This is a genomic window from Bosea sp. 124, from assembly GCF_003046175.1.
GTDB lineage: Bacteria > Pseudomonadota > Alphaproteobacteria > Rhizobiales > Beijerinckiaceae > Allobosea.
On the sequence record NZ_PZZM01000001.1, the window covers coordinates 1,472,685 to 1,496,507 of the forward strand.

19 protein-coding genes are annotated in these 23,823 nt (G+C 66.9%); 11 read left to right on the plus strand and 8 right to left on the minus strand.

Translation table 11 applies throughout. The features are described from left to right. Positions 1-73 precede the first annotated feature (73 nt). The 6 genes from C8D03_RS06940 (at position 74) to C8D03_RS06965 (ending at position 7,288) form a co-directional block, all read left to right on the plus strand. Entirely contained in the window at positions 74-1,657 is a 1,584-nt protein-coding gene (locus C8D03_RS06940) for an ABC transporter substrate-binding protein (protein ID WP_108045612.1), read from the plus strand. 111 nt (positions 1,658-1,768) lie between these two features. Next, complete coding sequence (locus C8D03_RS06945) at positions 1,769-2,746, plus strand: ABC transporter permease (RefSeq protein ID WP_108045613.1); 978 nt, start codon at positions 1,769-1,771, stop codon at positions 2,744-2,746. A gap of 10 nt (positions 2,747-2,756) precedes the next feature. Then, positions 2,757-3,593, plus strand: a complete 837-nt coding sequence (locus C8D03_RS06950) for an ABC transporter permease (protein ID WP_108045614.1) — start codon at positions 2,757-2,759, stop codon at positions 3,591-3,593. Continuing rightward, on the plus strand, positions 3,590-5,242 hold the full coding sequence (locus tag C8D03_RS06955) for an ABC transporter ATP-binding protein (protein ID WP_108045615.1): 1,653 nt from the start codon (positions 3,590-3,592) through the stop codon (positions 5,240-5,242). The genes C8D03_RS06950 and C8D03_RS06955 overlap by 4 nt, the downstream gene beginning before the upstream one ends. Before the next feature lie 132 nt (positions 5,243-5,374). Continuing rightward, positions 5,375-6,664, plus strand: a complete 1,290-nt coding sequence (locus tag C8D03_RS06960; RefSeq protein ID WP_108051301.1) for an ArgE/DapE family deacylase — start codon at positions 5,375-5,377, stop codon at positions 6,662-6,664. Positions 6,665-6,844: 180 nt separating this feature from the next. Beyond that, positions 6,845-7,288: an NUDIX hydrolase gene (locus C8D03_RS06965; RefSeq protein WP_108045616.1), complete on the plus strand. Its 444-nt coding sequence runs from the start codon at positions 6,845-6,847 to the stop codon at positions 7,286-7,288. 16 nt (positions 7,289-7,304) lie between these two features. Here the strand turns inward: C8D03_RS06965 and C8D03_RS06970 are convergent, their stop codons facing one another. The 8 genes from C8D03_RS06970 to C8D03_RS07005 form a co-directional block, all read right to left on the minus strand. Further along, the gene (locus C8D03_RS06970) at positions 7,305-9,029 is read right to left on the minus strand and encodes a Na/Pi cotransporter family protein (RefSeq protein WP_108045617.1); all 1,725 of its coding nucleotides are present in this window, start codon (positions 9,027-9,029) and stop codon (positions 7,305-7,307) included. Positions 9,030-9,176: 147 nt separating this feature from the next. Beyond that, positions 9,177-10,244, minus strand: a complete 1,068-nt coding sequence (locus C8D03_RS06975; RefSeq protein ID WP_348981693.1) for an ABC transporter ATP-binding protein — start codon at positions 10,242-10,244, stop codon at positions 9,177-9,179. Continuing rightward, entirely contained in the window at positions 10,241-12,472 is a 2,232-nt protein-coding gene (locus C8D03_RS06980; RefSeq protein WP_108045618.1) for an ABC transporter permease, read from the minus strand. Before C8D03_RS06980 ends, C8D03_RS06975 begins: the two co-directional genes overlap by 4 nt. Positions 12,473-12,501: 29 nt before the next feature. Next, on the minus strand, positions 12,502-13,545 hold the full coding sequence (locus C8D03_RS06985; protein ID WP_181300744.1) for an ABC transporter substrate-binding protein: 1,044 nt from the start codon (positions 13,543-13,545) through the stop codon (positions 12,502-12,504). A gap of 71 nt (positions 13,546-13,616) precedes the next feature. After that, positions 13,617-14,432 carry an inositol monophosphatase family protein gene (locus tag C8D03_RS06990; RefSeq protein WP_108045619.1) on the minus strand — a complete coding sequence of 272 codons (816 nt, stop codon included), beginning with the start codon at positions 14,430-14,432 and terminating at the stop codon, positions 13,617-13,619. A 2-nt stretch (positions 14,433-14,434) separates the two neighbouring features. Next, positions 14,435-15,454: an inositol 2-dehydrogenase gene (iolG, locus tag C8D03_RS06995; RefSeq protein WP_248308379.1), complete on the minus strand. Its 1,020-nt coding sequence runs from the start codon at positions 15,452-15,454 to the stop codon at positions 14,435-14,437. A gap of 43 nt (positions 15,455-15,497) precedes the next feature. Then, a complete protein-coding gene (locus C8D03_RS07000; RefSeq protein ID WP_108045621.1) occupies positions 15,498-16,298 on the minus strand; it encodes an SDR family oxidoreductase in 801 nt (266 codons plus the stop codon). Between the two features lie 151 nt (positions 16,299-16,449). Then, the gene (locus tag C8D03_RS07005; RefSeq protein WP_108045622.1) at positions 16,450-17,448 is read right to left on the minus strand and encodes a GlxA family transcriptional regulator; all 999 of its coding nucleotides are present in this window, start codon (positions 17,446-17,448) and stop codon (positions 16,450-16,452) included. Positions 17,449-17,523: 75 nt separating this feature from the next. Between C8D03_RS07005 and C8D03_RS07010 the strand changes: the two genes are divergently transcribed. The 5 genes from C8D03_RS07010 (at position 17,524) to purU (ending at position 23,775) form a co-directional block, all read left to right on the plus strand. After that, the gene (locus C8D03_RS07010) at positions 17,524-18,774 is read left to right on the plus strand and encodes a sarcosine oxidase subunit beta family protein (protein WP_108045623.1); all 1,251 of its coding nucleotides are present in this window, start codon (positions 17,524-17,526) and stop codon (positions 18,772-18,774) included. A 161-nt stretch (positions 18,775-18,935) separates the two neighbouring features. Continuing rightward, positions 18,936-19,211, plus strand: a complete 276-nt coding sequence (locus C8D03_RS07015) for a sarcosine oxidase subunit delta (protein ID WP_108045624.1) — start codon at positions 18,936-18,938, stop codon at positions 19,209-19,211. Continuing rightward, on the plus strand, positions 19,208-22,189 hold the full coding sequence (locus C8D03_RS07020) for a sarcosine oxidase subunit alpha family protein (RefSeq protein WP_108045625.1): 2,982 nt from the start codon (positions 19,208-19,210) through the stop codon (positions 22,187-22,189). Before C8D03_RS07015 ends, C8D03_RS07020 begins: the two co-directional genes overlap by 4 nt. After that, positions 22,182-22,823 carry a sarcosine oxidase subunit gamma gene (locus tag C8D03_RS07025; RefSeq protein WP_181300746.1) on the plus strand — a complete coding sequence of 214 codons (642 nt, stop codon included), beginning with the start codon at positions 22,182-22,184 and terminating at the stop codon, positions 22,821-22,823. Before C8D03_RS07020 ends, C8D03_RS07025 begins: the two co-directional genes overlap by 8 nt. A gap of 88 nt (positions 22,824-22,911) precedes the next feature. Next, on the plus strand, positions 22,912-23,775 hold the full coding sequence (purU, locus tag C8D03_RS07030; protein WP_108045627.1) for a formyltetrahydrofolate deformylase: 864 nt from the start codon (positions 22,912-22,914) through the stop codon (positions 23,773-23,775). Positions 23,776-23,823: the final 48 nt, after the last annotated feature.

Consider the following 23,823-nt stretch of genomic DNA (forward strand, 5'->3'; position numbering starts at 1 on the left):
TCTATTCGAGCCGGACGGTGCCTGAGGGGGCCCGCCGATGATGCGACTGTTCCAGGTTAACGGGAGAACCACGATGACTTCAGCGATCCGCCGACAGCTTGCCCTCAAGGCGACCTTGGCCCTGACGACGGCGCTCGCCTTGGCACCGCTGACCGCGCTGGCGCAGACGCCGAAGTCCGGCGGCACGGTGCATGTCGTCGTCCAGCCCGAGCCACCGATGCTGATGCAGGGCCTCAACCAGAACGGCCCGACCAACATGGTCGCGGGCAACATCTACGAGTCGCTGCTGCGCTATGACGAGAAGCTGACGCCGATCCCCTCGCTCGCCAAGAGCTGGGAGATCTCGGCGGATTCCAAAGTCTATACGTTCAAGCTCCAGGAAGGCGTGACCTGGCATGACGGCAAGCCGTTCAGCGCCGACGACGTGGTGTTCTCGCTCGACAAGTTCCTGCGCGAGGTTCACCCGCGCTGGCGCCCGGTCGCCAACGGCCAGATCGAGAAGATCGAGAAGGTCGACGACCTGACCGTGAAGATCACGCTGAAGCAGCCCTTCGGTCCGCTGCTGCTGGCGATGGAAGCCGCCGGCGCGCCGATGATCCCGAAGCACATCTATGACGGCACCGACTACCGCGCCAATCCGGCCAACAACACCCCGATCGGCACCGGCCCGTTCAAGCTCAAGGAGTGGAAGAAGGGTTCCTACATCCACCTCGTGAAGAACGAGAGCTACTGGCAGAAGGGCAAGCCCCATCTCGACGAGGTCTACTGGCAGATCATTCCCGACGCCGCTGCCCGCGCCGTCGCCTACGAAACCGGCAAGATCGACGTGCTGACCGGCGGCTCGGTCGATGTCTACGACGTCGCCCGGCTCTCGAAGCTGCCCAACACCTGCGTCACCACCAAGGGCTGGGAGATGTTCGCTCCGCATGCCTGGCTGACGCCGAACATCGCCCGCGGCGGGCCGCTCGCCAACAAGCAGTTCCGCCAGGGCATGATGTATGCGATCGACCGCGAATTCGGGAAGGACGTGGTCTGGGGCGGCCTCGGCAAGCTGCCGACCGGGCCGATCTCGTCCAAGACGAAGTTTTACTCCGCCGACGTGCCGAAATACGGCTACGACGTCGCCAAGGCGAAAGAACTGGTCAAGGCCTCGGGCTACAAGGGCGAGCCGATCAAGCTTCTGGCGCTGCCTTATGGCGAAGTCTGGAGCCGCTGGGCCGAGGCCATCAAGCAGAACCTGACCGATGCCGGCATCAACGTCTCGATCGAGACCACCGATGTGCCGGGCTGGACGCAGAAGGCCAGCAACGGCGACTTCGACATGACCTTCAACTATCTCTACCAGCTCGGCGACCCGGCGACGGGCGTGGCGCGCAACTACGTCTCGACCAACATCATCAAGGGCAACCCGTTCGGCAACCAGGGCGCCTATATCAACCCCGAGGTCGACAAGCTCTTCGCCGATGCCGCGATCGCGCCGACCAACGAGGCCCGGCAGGAGCTCTACACCAAGGTGCAGAAGATCATGGCGGAAGAGGTGCCGGTGCTCTGGCAGCTCGAGATGGATTTCCCGACGATCTATCGCTGCAACGTCAAGAACCTCGTCACGACCGCGATCGGCGTGAATGACGGGTTCAGGGATGCGTGGAAGGACTGATCAGCGAGAACACGTCATGCTCGGGCGAAGCGAAGCGCAGACCCGAGCATCTCTCCCAGGAGATTCCCGGCTCTCCGCTTCGCTCTAACCGGGAATGACGGGCTGCACCGAATGAACCTCCTGCATTTCCTCTCCGGCCGGCTGGTGAAGGGCATTCTCGTGCTCTTCGCCATCGCCGTGCTGAACTTCTTCCTGATCCGTGCTGCGCCGGGCGATCCGGCGCAGGTGCTCGCCGGCGAGGCCGGGGCGGCGGATGCGCAGCTGCTTGAACAGCTGCGGGCGCGTTTCGGGCTCGACCAGCCGCTCACGACGCAGCTCTGGATCTACATCAAGGGCTACATGACCTTCGATCTCGGTTTCAGCTACCGGCAACAGCAGCCGGTGCTGACGCTGGTGCTCGACCGGCTGCCGGCGACTCTGCTGCTGACCGGGGCCGCCTTCGTCATCTCGCTCGGGCTCGGCGTGATCATGGGCGCGCTCGCGGCGCGCCGCGCCGGGCGCTGGTCCGACAGCCTGATCACCACGCTGTCACTGGTCTTCTACGCGACGCCGCTGTTCTGGATCGCGCTGATGAGCCAGATCGTGTTCTCGCTGAAATTCGGGCTCGTTCCGAATGTCGGCTACGAGACCATCGGGGCGAACTACACCGGGCTGGCCCGGGCGCTCGACATCGGCCACCACCTGATCCTGCCGGCGATGACGCTGGGCCTGTTCTTCACAGCCCTGTACGCCCGGATGATGCGCGCCTCGATGCTCGAGGTCGCAGGCGCCGATTTCGTCAAGACGGCGCGTGCCAAGGGTCTGTCTCCGGGAATCGTCTCGCGGCGGCATGTGGCGCGGAACGCGATCCTGCCCGTGGTGACGTTGGCCGGTTTGCAAGCCGGCCAGCTCGTCGGCGGCGCGGTACTGACCGAGACGGTCTTCGCCTGGCCCGGCATCGGCCGGCTGATGTTCGATGCGTTGGTGCAGCGCGATTATTCGGTGCTGCTCGGCGTGTTCTTCATGTCCTCGGCCATGGTCGTCGGCTTCAACATCATCACCGATCTGGTCTATCGGATCGCCGATCCGCGCATCGAGGCGACGTCGTGAGTTTCCCGGCATGAACTTCCTCAAGCGCTTCTGCCGCAATCGCGGCGCCGTGCTCGGCCTCGTCATCCTGCTGGCGGTCGTGGCCTTCGCGCTGCTGGCGCCGACGCTCTATCCGCAATCGCCGTGGCGGCCGGTGGCGCGGCCCTTCCTGGCGCCCTTCACCATGGAGCGCTTCCCGCTCGGCACCGATACGCTTGGCCGCAATCTGGCGGCCGGCCTCGTCCATGGCGCGCGGGTCTCGCTGATGATCGGGGTGGTCTCCACGCTGGTAGCGCTCTTGATCGGTGTGCCGCTCGGTGCCGCGGCCGGCTATGCGGGCGGCTTCGTCGATGACGCGCTGATGCGCTTCACCGAATTCTTCCAGACGATTCCTTCCTTCGCGCTGGCGATCGTGATGGTCGCGATCCTGCAGCCGGCGCTGGGCTCGATCGTGCTCGCCATCGGCGTGGTGTCGTGGCCGCCCGTGGCGCGGCTGGTGCGCGGCGAGGTGCTCTCGCTGAAGACGCGCGAATATGTCCAGGCAGCGATCACCATCGGGCAATCGACGCCGCGCATCATCTTCAGCCAGGTGCTGCCCAACACGATCGCGCCGATCATCGTGATGGGCTCGCTGATGATCGGCTCGGCGATCCTGCTCGAATCCTCGCTGTCCTTCCTCGGGCTTGGCGACCCGAACCTGATGAGCTGGGGCTATATGGTGGGCGCCGGGCGTACGCGCCTGCTCGACGCCTGGTGGATCAGCTTCTTCCCGGGGCTGGCGATCTTCCTGACCGTGCTTGCCCTCAACCTCGCGGGCGAAGGCCTGAACGACGCGCTCAATCCGCGCCTGGCGAGGGGCCGCGAATGAGCCAAATCTCGCCTCAAGTCGCGCCTCCGGCCTCGCCCGTCCTCTCGATCGAGACGCTGACGCTCGCCCTGCCCGCGCTCGCGGACCGGGCCCATGCAGTGGAAAACATCACGCTCGCCATCGCGCCCGGCGAAACACTCTGCGTCGTCGGCGAATCCGGCTCGGGCAAGTCGATGATCGCCCATGCCGTGATGGGCCTGCTGCCGAAGGCGGTGAAGCCGGTCGGAGGGGCGATCCGGCTCGCCGGGCGCGACCTGCTCGGGCTCTACGAGGCGGCGATGCAGGATGTGCGCGGCCGCGAGGTCGGCATGATCTTCCAGGAGCCGATGACCTCGCTCAACCCGGTCATGCGGGTGGCAGACCAGATCGTCGAGACCTTCGAGGCGCATGGGCTGTTCGGCCGCTCGGAACGCTACAGGCGGGCCGTCGATCTGCTGGCCGAGGTCGGATTGCCCGATCCACCGCGCCTGGCACGCGCCTATCCGCATGAACTCTCCGGCGGCCAGCGCCAGCGCGTGATGATCGCGATGGCGCTCGCGCTCGAACCGAAGCTGCTGATCGCCGACGAGCCGACGACAGCGCTCGACGTGACGACGCAGGCGCAGATCCTCAAGCTCATCGACAATCTCCGCCACAAGCACGGCACCGCCGTGCTGTTCATCACCCATGACATGGGCGTCGTCGCCGAGATCGCGGACCGTATCGCCGTGCTCGAAAAGGGCGTCCTGGTCGAGGAAGGCACGGCCGACCAAGTGCTGGGCGCACCCCGCCACGCCTATACGCAGAAGCTGCTCGCCGCCGTACCCTCGCTGATCCCGCCGAAGCGGCCGCCGCTGCCGGCGACAGCGCCTGTTCTCAGCGTCGAGAAGCTCGGCAAGGTCTATCGCAAGCGCGCCTTCTTCGGTGCGACGCGCGAGGTCAGGGCGGCGGACGAGATCTCGTTCTCGCTGGTCAGGGGGGAGACGCTCGGCCTCGTCGGCGAATCCGGCTCCGGCAAGTCGACGGTCGGGCGCTGCTGCCTGCGGCTGATCGAGCCCGATACCGGGCGGATCACGCTGAGCAGCGAGAGTGCCGGCGACCTCGTCCTCAGCGACCTGAAGCCGTCGGCGCTGCGCGAGCAGCGCAAGCGTATCCAGATGGTGTTCCAGGACCCGTTCGCTTCGCTCAATCCGCGCCAGACGGTTGGCCGGATCATCTCGGACGGGCCGGTGGCGCATGGCACCTCGCGCAAGGACGCACTGGCGAAGGCGCGCGAACTGCTCGAACTGGTCGGCCTGTCAGCCAATGCGATCGACCGTTACCCGCACGAGTTTTCGGGCGGGCAGCGCCAGCGCATCGGCATCGCGCGGGCGCTTGCGCTCGAACCCGACGTGCTGGTCGCGGACGAGGCGGTCTCGGCGCTCGACGTCTCGGTACAGGCGCAGATCCTGACGCTGATCAAGGAGATCCAGCAAAGGCTCGGCCTCGCCATCCTGTTCGTGACGCATGATTTGCGCGTCGCGGCCCAGATCTGCGACCGCATCGCGGTGATGCAGCGCGGCCGGATCGTCGAGACGGGACCGACGGCGGCGCTCTTCGCCAACCCGCAGCACGCCTATACGCAAGCCTTGCTGGCGGCTGTCCCGGGCGGCGGCCGGTTCGGGCATTGATGGCGGTTTTCCCAGCCGTTCGTCATGGTCGGGCTTGTCCCGGCCATCCACGTCTTCCTTCATCCGCGTCGCAAGGCGTGGATGCTCGGCACAAGGCCGAGCATGACGGCATCGCATCCGGAGACTGAGTCCATGCCCCTCGACCCCGCCCTTCGCGACAAGATCCTCGCCTCCGTCGAGGCCGGGTTCGCCGAGCAGACCGCCTTCACGCAGGAGCTGATCCGCTTCCCGTCGCTGCGGGGCGAGGAGCATGCCTGCCAGGACTTCGTCTTCCGGGCGCTGAAGGACCGCGGCTTCACCATGGACCGCTTCAAGATGGACGAGGCCGCGATCAAGGCCCATCCTGGCGGCGCGCCCTTCTCCGAGTTCCATTCCGACGCGCCGATCGTGGTCGGCATCCATCATCCGCGCGCGGAGACCGGCCGCTCTCTGATCCTGCAGGCGCATGTCGACGTGGTTCCGACGGGCCCGGCCGATCAGTGGACGCATGCGCCCTTCGACCCCGTCATCAAGGGCGACTGGCTGTATGGCCGCGGCAGCGCCGACATGAAAGCGGGCGCCGCCGCCAATGTGTATTGCCTCGACGCCCTCAAGCGCATCGGCCTGCAGCCGGCCGCGACGCTCTATCTGGAATCGGTGGTCGAAGAGGAGTCGACCGGCAATGGCGCGCTGATGACCCATTTGCGCGGCTACCGCGCCGGGGCCGCGCTGATCCCGGAGCCCGAATACGAGATGCTGGCGCGGGCCAATGCCGGCGTGATCTGGTTCCGGTTCGAGGTGCGCGGCGTGCCGGTGCATGTCCGCGAGATGGGTGCCGGCGCGAACGCGATCGACGCCGCCTATCGGGTGATCGCGGCGTTGCGCAAGCTCGAAGAGGAGTTCAACGCCGAGAAGGCCGGCCGCGAGCATTTCGAGGACCAGGCCCATCCCATCAACCTCAATATCGGCAAGATCGAGGGGGGCGACTGGGCCTCCTCCGTGCCGTGCTGGTGCAAGGTCGATTGTCGCGTGGGGCTTTATCCGGGCGTGCCCGCGCAGGAGATCGCGCGCCGAATCGAGGATTGCATCCGGGCGGCGTCGCGCAGCGATGCCTTCCTCGCCAACAACCCGCCCAAGGTCACCTTCAACGGCTTCTGGGCCGAGGGCTACGTGCTGCAGCCGGGCAGCGAAGCGGAAGCCGTGCTCGGCCGCGCGCATCAGGCGGCGCTCGGCAACCCGCTCAAATCCTTCATGACTGCGGCCTATCTCGATGCCCGCGTGCATGCGCTCTACGACAAGATCCCGGCGCTCTGCTACGGCCCGATGGGTGAGAACATCCATGCATTCGACGAGCGCGTCAGCCTGGCCTCGGTGAAGAAGATCACCGGGGCGATGGCGCTGTTCGTCGCCGAGTGGTGCGGCGTGGAAAGCCTGTCCGGCTGAAGGCGGCGCGGCGGCCGTCCACCGCGCTCGCCATTTCATCGGCAGCAGCCCTTAATTGCGACACCGTGTTGTGTGGAATGCTCTTTCCATATCGTCGTATCGGCGCAATATTTGAATCGCTGGAAGGTCGAGCGAATCGGCCTAGGCGGCAGCCGCTGGAGGCAAGGGCACCACCCATTGATGAAGAAGACGAAGCGCGCCCCCGGCGAGATTCGGGCACAGATCGCGGCTATGCCGATCCGGCGCCTGGCGGACGGCTTGACGGAAATCCTGCTCGTGACGTCGCGCACGACACAGCGCTGGATCGTGCCCAAAGGCTGGCCGATCAAGGGATTGACGGCGCCAGAGGCAGCGGCGCGCGAAGCCTTCGAGGAAGCTGGCGTCGTCGGCCGGATCGTATCCGAGCCGGCCGGCCGCTACACCTACTGGAAGCGGATGTCGGACCATTTCACCCTGTGCGAGGTGACGCTCTATCTGCTGGAGGTCGAACGCCAGCTCTCGACCTGGGCGGAGCAGGGCCAGCGCCGCAGCCAATGGTTCAAGCTCGAGGATGCGGCAGACCTCGTCGACGAGCCCGAACTCGCGACCGCGATCCGCAGCTTACCGGTCGCCCTCGCCGTCTGAGGGCACAGCGCTTGGCTCAGTGGCCCGTCTGCGGCGTGGGCAGGAGCATTTCGCGTTCCTGACGCGCTCTCGCCTCCTTGGTCTCCATCAGCCGACTCTCGCGCAAGGCATTGGCGCTTTCGAGAATCGGATAGCCGATCGAGGCGATATGGCCGTGGATGCGCTTGAGATCGCGGATGATGTCGAGATGGATCGCGCTGGTCTCGATCGATTCCGGCCGGCCGCTACGCAGCCGCTGGAAATGGCTTTCGGTGGCGCGCCGCTCGGCATCACGCATCGTTGCCTTCTCGGCGAAGAGCTGGCGTGCCAGCGCTAGGTCCCGCGTCGCGAAAACGTTGAGCGCCAGGACGAGTCCCGACGAGACGCGCTGGTGGAACTCGCGGATCTCCGCCAGGCCCTCGGGCGAGAAGGCATAGCGCTTGCGGATCTTCTTCTCGGCGAGTTCGCGCAGGTTCTTGTCGATGATGTCGCCGATATGCTCGAGATTGGTGATCAGCGTGATGATCTCGAGCAGGCGGCGGCCTTCCTCGTCGCTCAGTTCGTTGCGCGAAACGCGGACGAGATAGAGCTTGATCGATTCATGGATCGTGTCGACGCCGTCATCCGCCTCGGCGATGACGCGCGAGAGCTTCAGCTCGTCTTTCTCCAGCAGCGTCATCGTGTCCCGCAGCATTCCCTCGACGCGATCTCCGAGATGCAGCGCCTCGCGCATGGCGCAGGCGAGCGCCTCGGTCGGGCTGTCGAGGATGTTGGGGTCGAGATAACGCGGCGTGACCTCAGTCCCGGCCGACTCCTTGCCGGGCATAAGCCGCGCGACGAGCGTCGAGACGGGCGTGACGAAGGGCAGAAAGAGCAGCGCGCCGGCGAAGTTCAGCGCGACATGGAATTCGATCGCCAGGCGCGCATCGACGGAGGGCAGCGCGAGCATCCAGCCCGACAGCGGGCCGACGAAGGGCAGCACCACAAGCGCGAGGACGACCCGCGTCACGAGATTGCCGACGGCGGCGCGGCGCTGGGCGGCGGGCGCGCCGATCTGGTCGAGCACTGGGATCAGGGCATTGCCGAGATTGGCGCCGATCACCAGCGTCAGCGCGGTCGCGGGCGGAAACAGCCCGGAGGCGGCGAAGGTCGCGATCAACAGAATGACCGCGATGCTGGAATGGGTCAGCCAGGTCGCGGCGATCGCGACGAGCGCCGCCAGCAAGGGTTCGCTCGCCAGCGCCCCAAGCAGGGTCCGGAAGGTCGGCGACTGGGCGAGCGGGGCGGCCGCAGCGTTGAGTTCGATCAGGGAGAGCAGGATCAGGCCGATGCCGACGAGGACGCGGCCGATATTGCGGGCGCGGTCCATCGCCTCGTGGCCGAGATAGAGCGCGACGCCGAGCGCCATGCAGACGCCCCAGAGCCAGCCCAGATCCATCGAGATGACGAAAGCCGCCAGAGCCGTGCCGAAATTGGCGCCGAGCAGCACGGCCAGCGCCATCGCCGGCGCGATCAGGTTGCGACCGGCGAAGGAGGAGACCAGCAGCGTCGTCGCAGTCGAGCTCTGCAGCACCATCGTCACCGCGGCGCCGCTGCCGAACGCGGCAAAGCGGTTCTGGGTGAAGGTCTGCAGCGCCTGGCGCAGCGAGGAGCCGAAGGCGCGCATCGCCCCCGTCCGCACCAGCCTGACCGACCAGATCAGCAGCGCGACGCCGCCGGCCAGGTGAATCAGGATCGTGGTCGCGCTGTCGCTCGTCGTCATCGCCGCTGCATCTCTCTCCGTCTCACCAGGCCAAGCTAACGCCGAATCGTCGCTTTTTCATTAGCCAACTTATTACTCATGCGCGCAAAACATGCTGATTTTGCGGCAGGACGGTCGGTTTTTACGCAGATCCAGCACGTCGCCGGGTCAGGCCGGCGGAATCAGCGTCACACCCGAGCCGGCAAAGGTCAGCCGCACGGGCGTGCCCGGCTCAAGCATGGCGTGATGGCCGTACTGGACGACGAAAAGCTCGCCGACCGGGGTCTCGACCATGATATCGAGGTGATTGCCGAGATAGGCGCATTTGGCGACCGTCCCCGGCAGCGAAGGCGAGCCGGTCTCGCCCGACAGCAGCAGGCTTTCCGGGCGGATCGCGACCTTGGCTGGGCCGGGGCCGAGCCCCCGCGCCGGCAGGGAGACGGTGGCGGGCCCGACCGCGACCTCGGCCCGGCCGTCGGCCACGGCCTTGACGGTGACGTCGATCAGGTTGGCGTCGCCGATGAAATCGGCGACGAAGGCATTGGCGGGCTCCTCATAGAGCGCGCGCGGGGCGCCTTGCTGGGCGATCTTAGCATTCGACATGACGATGATCTTGTCGGAGACGGCGAGCGCCTCCTCCTGGTCATGGGTGACATAGGCGACGGTCAGGTTGAGGTTCTGCTGCAGTTCGCGGATTTCCTCGCGGACCCGGCGGCGCAGCTTGGCGTCCAGATTGGAGAGCGGCTCGTCGAAGAGCAGGACCTGCGGCTCCAGCACGAGCGCACGCGCCACGGCGACGCGCTGTTGCTGGCCGCCGGAGAGCTCGGACGGGTAGCGGTTCTCGAAGCCCTTCAGGCCGACCAGCGCGAGCTTGTCCAGCGCCATCTCGCGGGACTTCTCCTTGCCCAGGCCCTTCACCGTCGGGCCATAGGCGGCATTCTCCAGCACGCTCATATGCGGGAACAGCGCATAGGACTGGAACACCATGCTGACGTCGCGATCGGCGGCCGAGAGCTTCGTCACGTCCTGTCCGCCGATCAGGATCTGTCCGTCGCTGGCGATCTCGAGGCCGGCGATCATGCGCAAGGTCGTCGTCTTGCCGCAGCCGGAGGGGCCGAGCAGCGTCACCAGCTTGCCCGCCTCGACGGTGAAGCTGACATTGTCGACCGCCGTGACGGCGCCGTAGCGCATGGAGACGTTACGGAATTCGACGGATGCGGGCCCGGCCTTCGTCAACTTGCTGCTCCCTGGCTGATGGGGTCGGACACCGAACTGGAGAGCGCCACGGCTTTGCCCCGGCCGGCCTGGCGCCGGCCAAGCTTGCGCTCGCCGACACCGAGCTGGATCAGGCCGATGCCAAACGCCATGAAGACGATGAGGACGGAGGAATAGGCGATGGCGAGGCCGAACTCGCCCGCCTCGACGCGCCCGACGATATAGGCCGTGGCGAGGTTGTATTCGGCCGAGACCAAGAAGATCACGGCGCTGACCGCCGTCATCGAGCGGACGAAGGAGTAGACCAGCGCCGAAACCAGCGCCGGCCGCAGCAGCGGCAGCACCACCCGCCAGAGCGTCGTGAAGCTGCGCGCCCGCAGCGTGGTCGAGGCCTCGTCCAGGCTCTTGTCGATCTGCGACAGGCCGGCGATGCCCGAGCGCACGCCGACCGGCATGTTGCGGAAGACGAAGGCGATGATCAGGATCAGGCCCGTGCCGGTGATCTCGATCGGCGGGACGTTGAAGGCGAGGATATAGGCGACGCCAAGCACCGTGCCGGGAATGGCGAAGGAGAGCATCGTCGCGAATTCGAGCATGCCGCGCCCGGCGAATTTCTGCCGCGTCAGCAGATAGGCAGTAAGCAAGCCGATCACCGCCGTCAGCGGCGCAGAGATCGCCGCGACCTTGATCGTGGTGAAGAAGGAATTCCAGGCCGAGCCCTGGAAATAGATGCCATTGCTGAAATCGATCGCGAAGCCCGTCGCGTAGTGCTCCAGCGTCGGGGTGTGATTGCGGCCCATCGATTTGACGAAGCCGCCGACCAGAATGACGAGATAGATCACGAAGGTCAGCGCGACCCAGGGCACGATCGCCGCCGCAGCCAGCCAGGTGATGCGGCGCGGCAGCGGCGTCGGCAGGCCGGAATCGCCCTTGCCGGTGACGGTCGTGTAGGATTTTCCGCCAAGCCAGCGCTGCTGCACCCAGAAGGCGCCGAGCGTGAAGGCGAGCAGGATGATGGCGAGCACCGCCGCCTGGCCCTGATTGTAGGCGGCGCCGACCACCGCGAAGAAGATCTTGGTCGAGAGCACCTCGAAATTGCCACCGAGCACCAGCGGATTGCCGAAATCGGCCATGCTCTCGACAAAGCCGAGCAGGAAGGCATTGGCGATGCCGGGCTTGAGCAGCGGCCAGGTCACGGTGCGGAAGGTCTGCCAGCGCTTAGCGCCGAGCGTCTGCGAGGCCTCCTCGAGGCTCGGGCTGATGCCCTGTACGACGCCGATCAGCACGAGGAAGGCGATCGGCGCGAAGGCCAGCACCTGCGCCAGCAGCACGCCGGGCAGGCCATAGAGCCAGCGCGAACGCGGCACGTCGAACCATTCGTAGAGGAAGGTCGAGATCACGCCGGCGCGGCCGAAAAGCAGGATCAGCGCCAGGCCGATGACGAAGGGCGGGGTGATGATCGGCAGCACCGTCAGCGCCCGCATGACGCGCTTGCCAGGCATGCCAGTGCGCAGGATCAGCAAGGCGCAGGCGAGGCCGAGCAGCGTCGTGATGACGCCGCAGAGCACGGCGAGGACCAGCGTGTTCCAGGCCACGCCGCAATTGACGTTGGCGCTGAGGCAGCCCAGCCCCCAGATCGAGGAATCGAAGAAGCGGGCGACGAAGGCGGACGGTGCGAAGGCGCCGCTCTGGTCGACCAATGCGCTCTTCAGGATCGTCGAGACGGGATAGAAGATGAACAGCCCGATCAGCAGGATGACGATGCCGATCGAGGAGGTGGTGAACACATCGCCCCGGCAGATTCCGCGATAGGCGAGGCCGTGGCAGAGCAGGAGCAGCAGCGAAACCACGACGAGAAAGGCACCGCCGCCCATGCCGCGCTGGACCGCGCCGCCGCCGCCGAGCAACGCTGCGAGCCAGGGGATGCCTTGGCCCTCGAGCGCGATGGCGAAGCCCTGGGCGAAAAGCAGCGCGAGGCCGGCCGCCCCCGCCCAGATCAGCACCCGCGCCGTCTTCGCCGCATCGCGGCTGGCGACAAACGCCGTCGCCGCCAGCAATGCCGCGCCGATGGACAAAAGCCAGGGCGCCTGCCCGGACAGGCCCAGCGCCAGCGCGCTGCCGGCCTTGCCGAAGGGATAGCCGACGGCCCAGTCCAGGCGCGTCAGGCTCATGCCCTCGACGAAGTACCAGGGCAGCACGGCATAGCCGAGCCAGCCAAGCAGCAGCACGAGCTTCGTGGCGGCGCGCATCGTTGCGTTTCCCTGGCCTGAGCTGCGGCTTACTTCGGCAGCGCCTTCACTTCCTTGTCCCATTTGGCGAGCAGGCGGGTGCGCTCGGCCGAGGAGCCGTATTTCACGAAGTCGTAGTTGATGAGCTTCATCTCGCTCATCTTGGGCGACTGCGGCGGCACGGAGGAGCTCTTGTTCGACGGCACCTGATAGGACTTGGCCGGGGCGGCGAGCGCCTGGGCGGCCGGGGTCAGGGCCCAATCGTAGAACTTCTTGGCGTTGTCGAGATTGCGCGCGCCCTTGACGATCGACATCGAGCCGATCTCGTAGCCCGTGCCCTCGCAGGGCGCGACCGGCTTGATCGGGTCGCCCTGCACGGCGAAGACGACCGCGTCATGGATGAAGACGATGCCGACCGCGGTTTCACCGAGGCTTGCGGCCTTGGCGGGCGCGGCGCCCGACTTGGTGTACTGGCTGACGTTCTTGTGCAGAGCCTTGAGATATTCGAAGCCCTTGTCCTCACCCATCAGCTGGATGACGGTGGCGAGCAGGTTGTAGGACGTGCCGGAAGAATTCGGGTCGGCGACCTGAACGTCGTCCTTGAGCTTGGCGTTGAGCAGGTCGGCCCAGCATTTCGGCTCGGGGATACCCTTCGACTTGATCTGCTCGGTATTGAAGCCGAAGCCGAGCGCGCCGGCATAGATGCCGATCGAGCGCTGCTTGGCGGCGTTCCACTGGTTCAGCGCCCAGTCATGCAGGTCCTTGTTGACGGGCGAGGTGTACTCTTGGGTGAGCCCCTCCTCTGCCGCCTGGAGATGCGGATCGCCGGTGCCACCCCACCAGATGTCGCCGCGCGGGTTGGAGGACTCGGCCTTGAGCTGGGCATAGATTTCGCCAGCGGATTTCCGCGTCATCGCGACCTTGATGCCGGTCTCCTTCTCGAAGGCCCCGGACATCGCCCGGCACCACTCCTCCTGGACGCCGCAATACATCACCAGCGAACCCTGGGCGCTGGCGGGGGCCGTGGAGAAGGCGGTGGCGGCGGCAGCCGCTACGGCGAAGAGGCTCGCCTTGAGCCTGGAACTGGTGTGCATCGTAACCTCCCTGATGAGAACGTTCGTTCTTCTGTGATTGCTATGAAACTGAGACGACTTTCGCCGAAAGATCAACGCATATCGCGCTGGCTAACGATGCCGGTGATCGTCGCGAGATCCTTCGCCAGCCCCGGCGTGCAGCACAGCACGGGATTGCCTTTCGCAATGCCTTCGCCGGCAAAGAAATCATTGACCGCCGCACCCGCTTCCCGGGCGATGACGAGGCCCGCCGCAACGTCCCAGGCGTTGATATGGAGCTCGGCATAGGCTTCGCTGCGGCCGATGGCGACGTGGCAGATGCCGAGCGCCCCGGAGCCCGAGCGCTTCATCGAGGCGCCGGCGGTGTAGCCGCGCTCGATCACCGCGAGATAATTGGCCGCCGGGACCCGGGTCGACCAGCCCAGCTCGACATAGGCACGGGTGATGTCGGTCGCGCCCGAGACCTTGATCGGCCGGCCGTTCATGGTCGCGCCCTGCCCGCGCCGCGCGCAGTAGACTTCTTCCATAGCCGGCGCGGCGATGATGCCGATCTCGGGCACTCGGTTCACGAGGAAGCCGATCGAGATGCACCAGTTGCGGTCACCGCGCGCGAAATTCGAGGTGCCGTCGATAGGGTCGATGATCCACACCGCGTCCGAGGCCTCTCCCCCGCCCTCCTCGCCGATGATCGCGTCGGAGGGAAACAGCACGGCGAGGCGCTGGCGCAGGAAATCCTCGACCGCGCCGTCGGCAACGGTCAGCCAGTCCTGCGCACCCTTCATGGTGATGCCGAGGCTGTCGCTCCGGTTGAAATAGTCGAGCGCCATGCGGCTGGCCTCGCTGACCAGGCCGAGCACCGCGTAATGGCGCAGTTCGAGTTCCGCGGATGTCATCGCTGCCTGCGTCATGCTCAAGCCTCCGTCAGCGAAACGGCGACCGGCTTGCCGGTCCTGGCCGATTCCGTCGCGGCGTCCGCGAGGATTTGCGCCCTGAGCCCGTCAAGGCCCGACGGTGCCGGCGCCTTGCCGCCCTTGCAGGCGGTGAAGAAGGCGTCGAGTTCGGCACGATAGGCAGCGGCGTAGCGTTCGAGGAAGAAGTTCTGCACGGGATCGGCCCGGAAGCCCTGCCCTGTCGCACTCTCGACCGTGGTCTCGTGGATATTGCCGGCGCGCAGCATGCCCCTGGAGCCGTGAACCTCGATGCGCTGGTCGTAGCCATAGGTGGCGCGGCGGGAATTGGAGATCTGCGCGATCTTGCCCGAGGCCGTCTTCATCAACACGGCGGCGGTGTCGACGTCGCCGGCCTGCCCGATCGCGGGATCGACCAGGGCCGAGCCGAGCGCGAAGACCTCGACCGGCTCCTCGGCGAGGAGGAAGCGGGCCATGTCGAAGTCGTGGATCATCATGTCGCGGAAGAGCCCGCCGGAGCGTTTCACATAGTCGACCGGCGGCGGCGACGGATCGCGCGAGATCACGCTGACGATCTCGATGGCCCCGGCCTCACCGGCGCGCAGCCGGCTTTCGAGCGCCGCGAAATTCGGATCGAAGCGGCGATTGAAGCCGATCATCAGCGGCTTACCGGACTTTTCCACCGTCTCAAGGCAGCGGCGAATGCGGGCCGCGTCGAGATCGACCGGCTTTTCGCAGAAGACGGCCTTGCCGGCCGAAACCGCGGCCTCGATCAGATCGGCATGGGTGTCTGTCGGCGTGCAGATCAGCACGGCATCGATGCTGGTATCCGACAGGATGGCCTCGGGGCTCGTCGCCTTCGCGCCGCTGGCCGCAGCGAGCGAGGCGGCGGCGTCCTGCATCGCATCGGCGACCGCGACGAGTTGCGCATCGGCGCGCGCCACGACGTTCAGCCCATGAATGCGGCCGATCCGCCCCGCCCCCAGCAATCCCACCCGCATTCTCGTCTGTCCCGTCGTCATCTCGTGGATCGTCCTCTGGGCCGCAGTCTCGCAGGCCGTCGTGTCAGTCGTGCGCGCCCAGAATCGTCTGGTCGAAATCGATGTTGGAGCCGGTCATAAGCCCGGATTCGGCCGACGCCAGATAGGCGACGGCGCGCGCGACCTCGCGCGGATCGAGCAGGCGCCCGAAGGGCTGCGAGGCGGCAGCCGCGTCGAGCCAGCCATCCTGGGCGCCATGGCGCTTGCGCATGATCGCATCCTCGCCCGGCGTCGACATCCAGCCGATGTTGAGGCCGTTGACGCGAATCCTGTGCGCCAGCAGGCCATAGGCGGCATTGCGGGTCAGCGTCGCCAGCGCTCCCTTGGAGACACTGTAGGCCGAAAGGAAGGGCTGCCCGCCATGGGCCGACATCGACTGGATATTGACGATGGCGCCGGCTATCCCCTTGCGGCGCATCAGCTCGGCCGCATCCTGGATGAGGAAGAAGGGCGCGCGCAGATTGACCGCCATGATGCGCTCGTAGAGCTCCGGCGTGGTGTCGAAGACGGTGCCACGATCGGTGTCGCCAGCCGCATTGACGAGGATATCAAGGCGGCCGAAGGCGCGCTCGGCCGCAGGCACCACCGTCCTGACGGCGGTAAGATCGGACAGATCGACGGCGTGGAAGCGGGCATCGCAGCCCTCGCCCTTCAGACTCGCGGCAACTGCCTCGCCGCGCTCGCGGCTGCGCCCGGTCAGCAGCAAGCCGGCGACGCCGCGCGCCGCAAGCTCGCGCGCCACGGCCTCTCCGAGCCCCTGGCCCGCGCCGGTGACGATGGCGATCTGGCCGGCAAGAGCCCGGCTGGCGGATGTAGGTTCAGACACCTGACGCGCTTCTCCCAGAGCGTAAACGGCATGTTTCTTTGATTTTTATTCTTTATGGAACAACCATTCCATTTTTCGAGTCAGCAAGTCAAGGCGGACCACGGCCTTCGACGGGGAATGCCCACCGGCCCGGCGGCGGCTCCAAGCTGCTTCAGCGCACGGGTTTCTCGCGTTCGGCGCGGGGAGGATGCCCGAAGCGGCGGCGATAGCCGCGCGAGAAATGGCTGGCGCTGGCAAAGCCGCAGGCAAGCGCGGTCTCCAGCACCGAAAGCGAGGTCTGGCGCAGCAGGTCGCGGGCCCTGTCGAGCCGCAAGCCGAGATAGTGTTCGCCGAGCGAGCGGCCGAGATGGTGACGGAACAGGCGCTCCAGCTGGCGCAGCGAGACATTGGCCGTGCGCGCCAGCTCCTCGCGCGAGATCGGGTTCTCCAGGCTCTGCTCCATGCGGCCGACGACGCGCAGCAGGGGCGCATGGCTGATGCCCAGCCGTTCGCGCAGCGGCATGCGCTGCGGCCCCGCCCCCTCGCGGACGTGGGTCTGCAGGAACCATTCGCTGACCGCGAGGGCGAGTTCGCTGCCGTGCTCGCGGGCGATGACCGCATGCATCATGTCGAGCGGCGCCGTGCCGCCGCTCGAGGTCAGGCGGTCCCGGTCGATCTCGTAGAGCGAGCGCCGCAGGTCGAGATCCGGATAATCCTCCAGGAAAGCCGGCGCATGCTCCCAGTGGATCGTGAAGCGGTAACCGTCGAGCACATTGGCCCGCGCGAGGATATAGGGCCCGCCGGAGACGCCGCCGAGCCTGACCCGGTGCCGCGCCAGATGCCTGAGCCAGGCGAAGGTCTGGGGATGCTGGAAGATCGCCGGATTGCCGCCCGCGCAGACGATGACGTAGTCGAGGCGGGTCTCGGTCCCGACCGCGTGATCGGCGCGGATGCTGACCCCGTTCGAGGCGGTCGCCGGCCCACCGTCGATCGAGACATGGCTCCAGTGATAGAGATCGCGGCCGGAGAGCCGGTTGGCGGCGCGCAGCGGCTCGACCGCGGAGGCATAGGCCAGGAGCGCGAAGTCAGGAATCAGCAGGAAGCCGACATGGGCCGGCCTTCCTTCGCCATCCTTGTCGCCAGCAGGCAAGCTCTTGTCGCGCAAGGTCATGTCCGGCAGCCTATGTCGGCCAATCTGCCGGTGACAAGGCCGTTGACGCTTTCCCGATCCGGAACCGGACCCCCGATGCGCTACTCCGTCTTCTCGCTGCTCGCCCAGACGCTCAAGGGCCACAAGGGCTGGCAGCCGACCTGGCGCGACGCCGCGCCGAAACCCGAATACGACGTGCTGGTGATCGGCGGCGGCGGGCACGGGCTGGCGACCGCCTATTACCTCGCGAGCCGGCACGGCATCCGCAACATCGCGGTGATCGAGAAGGGCCATATCGGCTCGGGCAATGTCGGGCGGAACACCACGATCATTCGCTCGAACTATCTGCTGCCGGGCAATACGCCGTTCTACGAGCTCTCGATGAAGCTCTGGGAGGGGCTGGAGCAGGACCTCAACTACAACGCCATGGTCAGCCAGCGCGGTGTCCTGAATCTCTACCATTCCGACGCGCAGCGCGACGCCTATGCCAGGCGCGGCAACGCCATGCGACTCGCCGGCGTCGATGCCGATCTGCTCGAGCGCGAGCAGGTGCGCGCTATGGTGCCCTTCCTGGACTACGACAATGCGCGCTTCCCGATCCAGGGCGGCCTGCTCCAGAAGCGCGGCGGCACGGCGCGGCACGATGCCGTCGCCTGGGGCTACGCCCATGCCGGCGACCGCAACGGCGTCGACATCGTCCAGAACTGCGAGGTCACGGGCCTGACGCTCGATAACGGCCGGGTCACCGGGGTCGAGACCACGCGCGGGCCGATCCGGGCGAAGAAGGTGGCGCTCGCGGTCGCCGGAAACTCCTCGCGGGTCGCGTCGATGGCGGGGTTGCGGCTGCCGATCGAGACCCATGTGCTGCAGGCCTTCGTCTCGGAAGGCGTGAAGCCCTTGATCGACACCGTCGTCACCTATGGCGCCGGCCATTTCTATGTCAGCCAGTCGGACAAGGGCGGGCTGGTCTTCGGCGGCGATATCGACGGCTACAATTCCTACGCCCAGCGCGGCAACCTGCCGGTGATCGAGGATGTGATGGAATCGGCGATGGCGCTGTGGCCGGGCGTCGGCCGCATCCGCATGCTGCGGCACTGGGGCGGCGTCATGGACATGTCGATGGACGGTTCGCCGATCATCGACCACACGCCGGTGCAGGGCCTCTATCTCAATGCCGGCTGGTGCTATGGCGGCTTCAAGGCGACACCGGCGTCCGGCTTCTGCTTCGCGCATCTGATCGCGAAGGACGAACCGCACCCGGTCGCCGCCGCCTACCGGCTCGACCGCTTCGCGAGCGGCCGTGTGATCGACGAAAAGGGCGCCGGCGCCCAGCCGAACCTGCACTGAGGCGGATGATGCCTACGCTTCCTCTCCCGTCATGGTCGGGCTTGCCCCGGCCATCCACGTCTTCCTTCGGCGAGACCTGTGTTCAAAACGTGGATGCTCGCCACAAGGGCGAGCATGACGTGGTTGGCACACGCTGCTTTCAACGCAGGGGCAACTGAACCATGCGCATCACCTGCCCCCATTGCGGCGCCCGCGACGCCCAGGAATTCAGCTATCTCGGTGACGCCAATCCGAAGCGTCCCGACGGGCTCGACGCAACGGAAGCCGCCATGCACGACTATGTCTACCAGCGCGACAATCCGGCTGGGCGGCATCGCGAGCTCTGGTATCACGGCGCCGGCTGCCACGCCTGGCTGGTGGTGACGCGCGACACGCGCAGCCACGCGATCGAGGCCGTCGAGGTCGCCAGCACCGTCAGGTCAGGAGCGGCGGCATGAGCACGCAACCCTTCCGCACCCCCGCCGGTGGCCTGATCGACCGGACCCAGGCCCAGACCTTCCGTTTCGACGGCAAGCGCTTCGAAGGCTATGCCGGCGACACGCTCGCCTCGGCGCTGCTCGCCAATGGCGTCAGGCTGGTCGGGCGATCGTTCAAATATCACCGCCCGCGCGGTATCCTCTCGGCCGGGCCGGAGGAACCGAATGCGCTGGTCGAACTCAGGGCCGGCGCGAGGCGCGAGCCGAACACCCGCGCGACGGTTGCCGAGCTCTATCATGGCCTCGAAGCGCGCAGCCAGAACCGCTGGCCCTCGCTCGCCTTCGACCTGCTCTCGGTCAATGGGCTGGTCGCGCCGACGCTGGTCGCCGGCTTCTACTACAAGACCTTCATGTGGCCAGCGGCATTCTGGGAAAAGCTCTACGAGCCGCTGATCCGCCGCGCCGCAGGCCTCGGCCGCGCAGCCGGGCATGAGGACCCCGACCATTACGAGAAGGCCTTCGCCTTCTGCGACCTGCTGGTGATCGGCGGCGGCCCGGCCGGGCTGTCGGCTGCGCTCGCGGCGGGCCGGGCTGGCGCCCGCGTCATCCTCTGCGACGAGGATTTCCGCTTCGGCGGCAAGCTGCTGGCCGAAAAACGCGAGATCGATGCGCGTGCCGCCAGCGAATGGATCGCGGATGCGCTGGCCGAGCTTGCCGGCATGCCCGATGTCACGATCATGCCGCGCAGCACGGTCTATGGCGTCTACGACCATGGCATCTACGGCGTGATCGAGCGCGTCGCCGACCATCTGCCGGTGCCGCCACCGCATCAGCCGCGCCAGCGCGCCTGGCGGATCAACGCGAAGCGCGCGATCCTTGCCGCCGGCGCGATCGAGCGGCCGATCGTCTTCGCCGGCAACGATACGCCCGGCGTGATGCTGGCCGGCGCGGCGCGGACCTATCTCAACCGCTATGGCGTCCAGCCCGGGCGCGAGGCCGTGGTGTTCACGACCGGCGACGATGGCTGGGCAACGGCACGCGACCTCGCGGCGGCCGGCGTAACCGTCGCCGCGATCGTCGACCCACGCCCGGGGGTCGATACCGCACTTACCCTGCTCGCAGGCAAGATCGGCGCGCGGGTGCTGACCGGCGTGGTCGCCAGTGCCTCGGGCGGCCGGGCGCTGAGATCCGTCACGGTCCGGGACGCCGCGGGGCGCGAACAGAGCATCGCCTGCGACCTGCTCGCCGTCTCGAACGGCTGGAACCCGACGCTGCACCTGACCTCGCATCAGAACACGCGGCCGGTCTGGGATGCCGGCATCCACGCCTTCGTGCCGGACGCGCTGCCGGCCGGGCTTTTGGTCGCGGGCAGTGCCGCCGGGCGACTGACGCTGCGGCAGGCGCTGGAGGATGGCGCGCGGCTCGGCGCCGAGGCCGCGACGGATTGCGGCTTTGCGCCAAGACCCGCGCCGCAGCCGCCGAAGACAGATCCGGAGGGCGTCGCGCTCTCGCCGGTCTGGCGCGTCAGCGGCGGGAAGGGCAAGGCCTTCGTCGATTTCCAGAACGACGTGACCGATATGGATATCGAACTCGCGGCGCGCGAGGGCTTCAAGCCGGTCGAGCATCTCAAGCGCTACACCACGCTCGGCATGGCGACCGACCAGGGCAAGACCTCGAACCTCAGCGGTCTCGCCATCATGGCCGAGCAGACGGGGAAGACGATCCCGCAGACCGGCACGACGATCTTCCGGCCGCCCTATACGCCGGTCGCGATCGGCGCGCTGGCGGGCCATCATCGCGCCAAGGATTTCCGACCGGTGCGGCTCAGCCCCACGCATGAATGGTCGAAGCAGCAGGGCGCCGTCTTCGTCGAGGCCGGGCAATGGCTACGGGCGCAGTATTATCCCAGGCTCGGCGAGAGCGACTGGCTGACGACAGTCAACCGCGAGGTCCTGGCGGTGCGCGGCGGCGTTGGCGTCTGCGACGTCTCGACGCTCGGCAAGATCGACATCCAAGGGGCCGATGCGGCCGAGTTCCTCGAGCGCGTCTACACCAATCGCTGGAAGGCGCTGCCAGTGGGCAAGGCCCGCTACGGGCTGATGTTGCGCGAGGACGGCTTCGTGATGGACGATGGCAGCACCTCGCGGCTCGGCGAGACGCATTTCATGATGACCACCACCACGGCCAATGCCGGCAAGGTGATGCAGCATCTCGAATTCTGCCACCAGGTGCTCTGGCCCGATCTCGACGTGGCGATGGTCTCGGTCTCCGAGCAGTGGGCGCAGGCCTCGATTGCCGGGCCGAAGGCGCGCGTGGTCCTGCAAGGCGTGGTCGATCCGCAGCATGATCTCTCGAACGACGCCTTTCCCTATCTGGCGGCGCGCACCGTCACGGTCGGCGGCGGCCTTCCGGCACGGCTGTTCCGGATCTCGTTTTCCGGCGAGCTCGCCTATGAGCTCGCCGTCCCGGCCGATCATGGCGACGCCATGATGCGGGCGCTGATGGCGGCCGGGGCAGCGCACGGCATCACCCCTTATGGGACCGAGGCGCTCGGCGTGATGCGGATCGAGAAGGGGCATGTCGCCGGCAACGAACTCAACGGCCAGACCACGGCGCGCGATCTGGGATTAAGCAAGATGGCATCCTCCAAGAAGGACTATGTCGGCCGGCTGATGGCGAAACGCGCGGCGCTGGTGGAGCCGGAGAGGCCGATCTTCGTCGGCTTCCGCCCGGTCAACCGCGGCGAGCGGCTGCGTGCCGGGGCGCATTTCATCGCGATCGGCAAGGCGGCCGTGATGGAGAATGACGAGGGCTACATGACCTCCGTCGCCTATTCGCCGAATCTGAAGCACTGGATGGGGCTCGGCCTGCTAAAGAACGGCTCAGCCCGCATCGGCGAGCGCATCCGCGCCGTCGATCCGGTCCGCAATGGCGATATCGAGGTCGAGATTTGCCATCCGGTCTTCCTCGATCCGGAAGGAGCACGCCTCCATGGCTGACGCCGCGACACCAGCGAACTGGACACCCCGCGGCGCCTGGGCCGGCATCCTGCAGGACGGTCATCTCGGCGTGGCCGGCACGCCCGGCGTGCGGATCGCAGCGCGCGACGGGCTCGGTATCGCCAGCCTGATCGCGCCCGGGACCGGCGCGGCCGCACTGACCGCGGCCGTGAAAGCCCGTTTCGGGCTCGACCTGCCGACGAAGCCGGCGATTTCGCACAGCGCGACGCATGCGGCCGTGTGGGCCGGACCCGGCCAATGGCTGCTGCTGGCCGAAAACCGCGATGGTTTCGATGACGCGCTGCAGGCGGTGGTGGGTCTCGGCGCCGTCGCCGAGCAGAGTTCCGGACGCGCCGTGCTGCGCCTCTCCGGACCGAAAGCGAGAGAGGCGCTGGCCAAGGGCTGCATGCTCGATCTCCACCCGGCCGCCTTCCCGGTCGGCATGGCGGCCTTGACAAGCATCGGCCATATCGGCGTGCATCTCTGGCGGGCCGAGGATGGCCCAGAGGGCGCAGTCTTCGAGATGATGGTGGCACGCAGCATGGCCGGCAGCTTCTGGTCCTGGTTGTCCGGCGCGGTGGCGGAGTTCGGCTGCCAGGTCGTCGCGACCGAGGGTTCGACCGGACGAGGTTGAAAGCGGCGCGGCGCGCGCACGCCTCTCCCTTGCCGTCCGTCTTCCACCCGTTTCAAGCGAAGGGCCGCCCGATCCGGCGGCGTCAGCCATGTCCGACCGCAGCGCCATCCTGACCCTGTCCTGCCCCGATCGTCCGGGGATCGTTGCCGCCGTCTCGACGCTGCTGTTCGAGGCCGGCTGCAACATCCTCGACGCGCAGCAGTTCGACGACATCGAAACCGGCCGCTTCTTCATGCGCGTCGTCTTCGCCCGGCTCGACGACGCCCGGTCGCATGACGCCATCGCGGCCTCGATCGGCGATCTCGCCCAGCGCTTCGGAATGGCCTTCACGCTGCGCGAGCGCGCGACAAAAAAGCGCGTCATGCTGCTGGTCTCGAAATTCGACCACTGCCTGACCGACCTTCTCTATCGCTGGCGCATCGGCGAATTGCCGATGGAGGTGACGGCGATCGTCTCCAACCATGGCCGCGAGCATATCGCCTCGACCGATCTCGGCGACCTGCCGTTCCACCATATTCCGGTGACGCGGCAGACCAAGATGGAGCAGGAGGCGGAAATCTGGCGGCTGGTGCAGGAGACCAAGACCGATCTCGTCGTGCTGGCGCGCTACATGCAAATCCTGTCAGACGGCTTTTCGGCCAAGCTGCTCGGGCGCTGCATCAATATTCATCACTCCTTCCTGCCGGGGTTCAAGGGCGCCAAGCCCTATCACCAGGCCCATGAGCGCGGCGTGAAGCTGATCGGCGCCACGGCGCATTACGTCACGCCCGATCTCGACGAGGGCCCGATCATCGAACAGGACGTCGAGCGCATCTCGCATCGCGACATGCCCGACGATCTCGTGCGCAAGGGCCGCGATATCGAGCGGCGGGTACTGGCGCGCGCCGTGCTGCACCATCTCGAGGATCGCGTTGTCCTCAACGGAAAGAAAACGGTCGTCTTTCCGGATTGACCCGCATAAAATTGCGAACTCTCGACCGTCGAAGACAAATTCATTCAT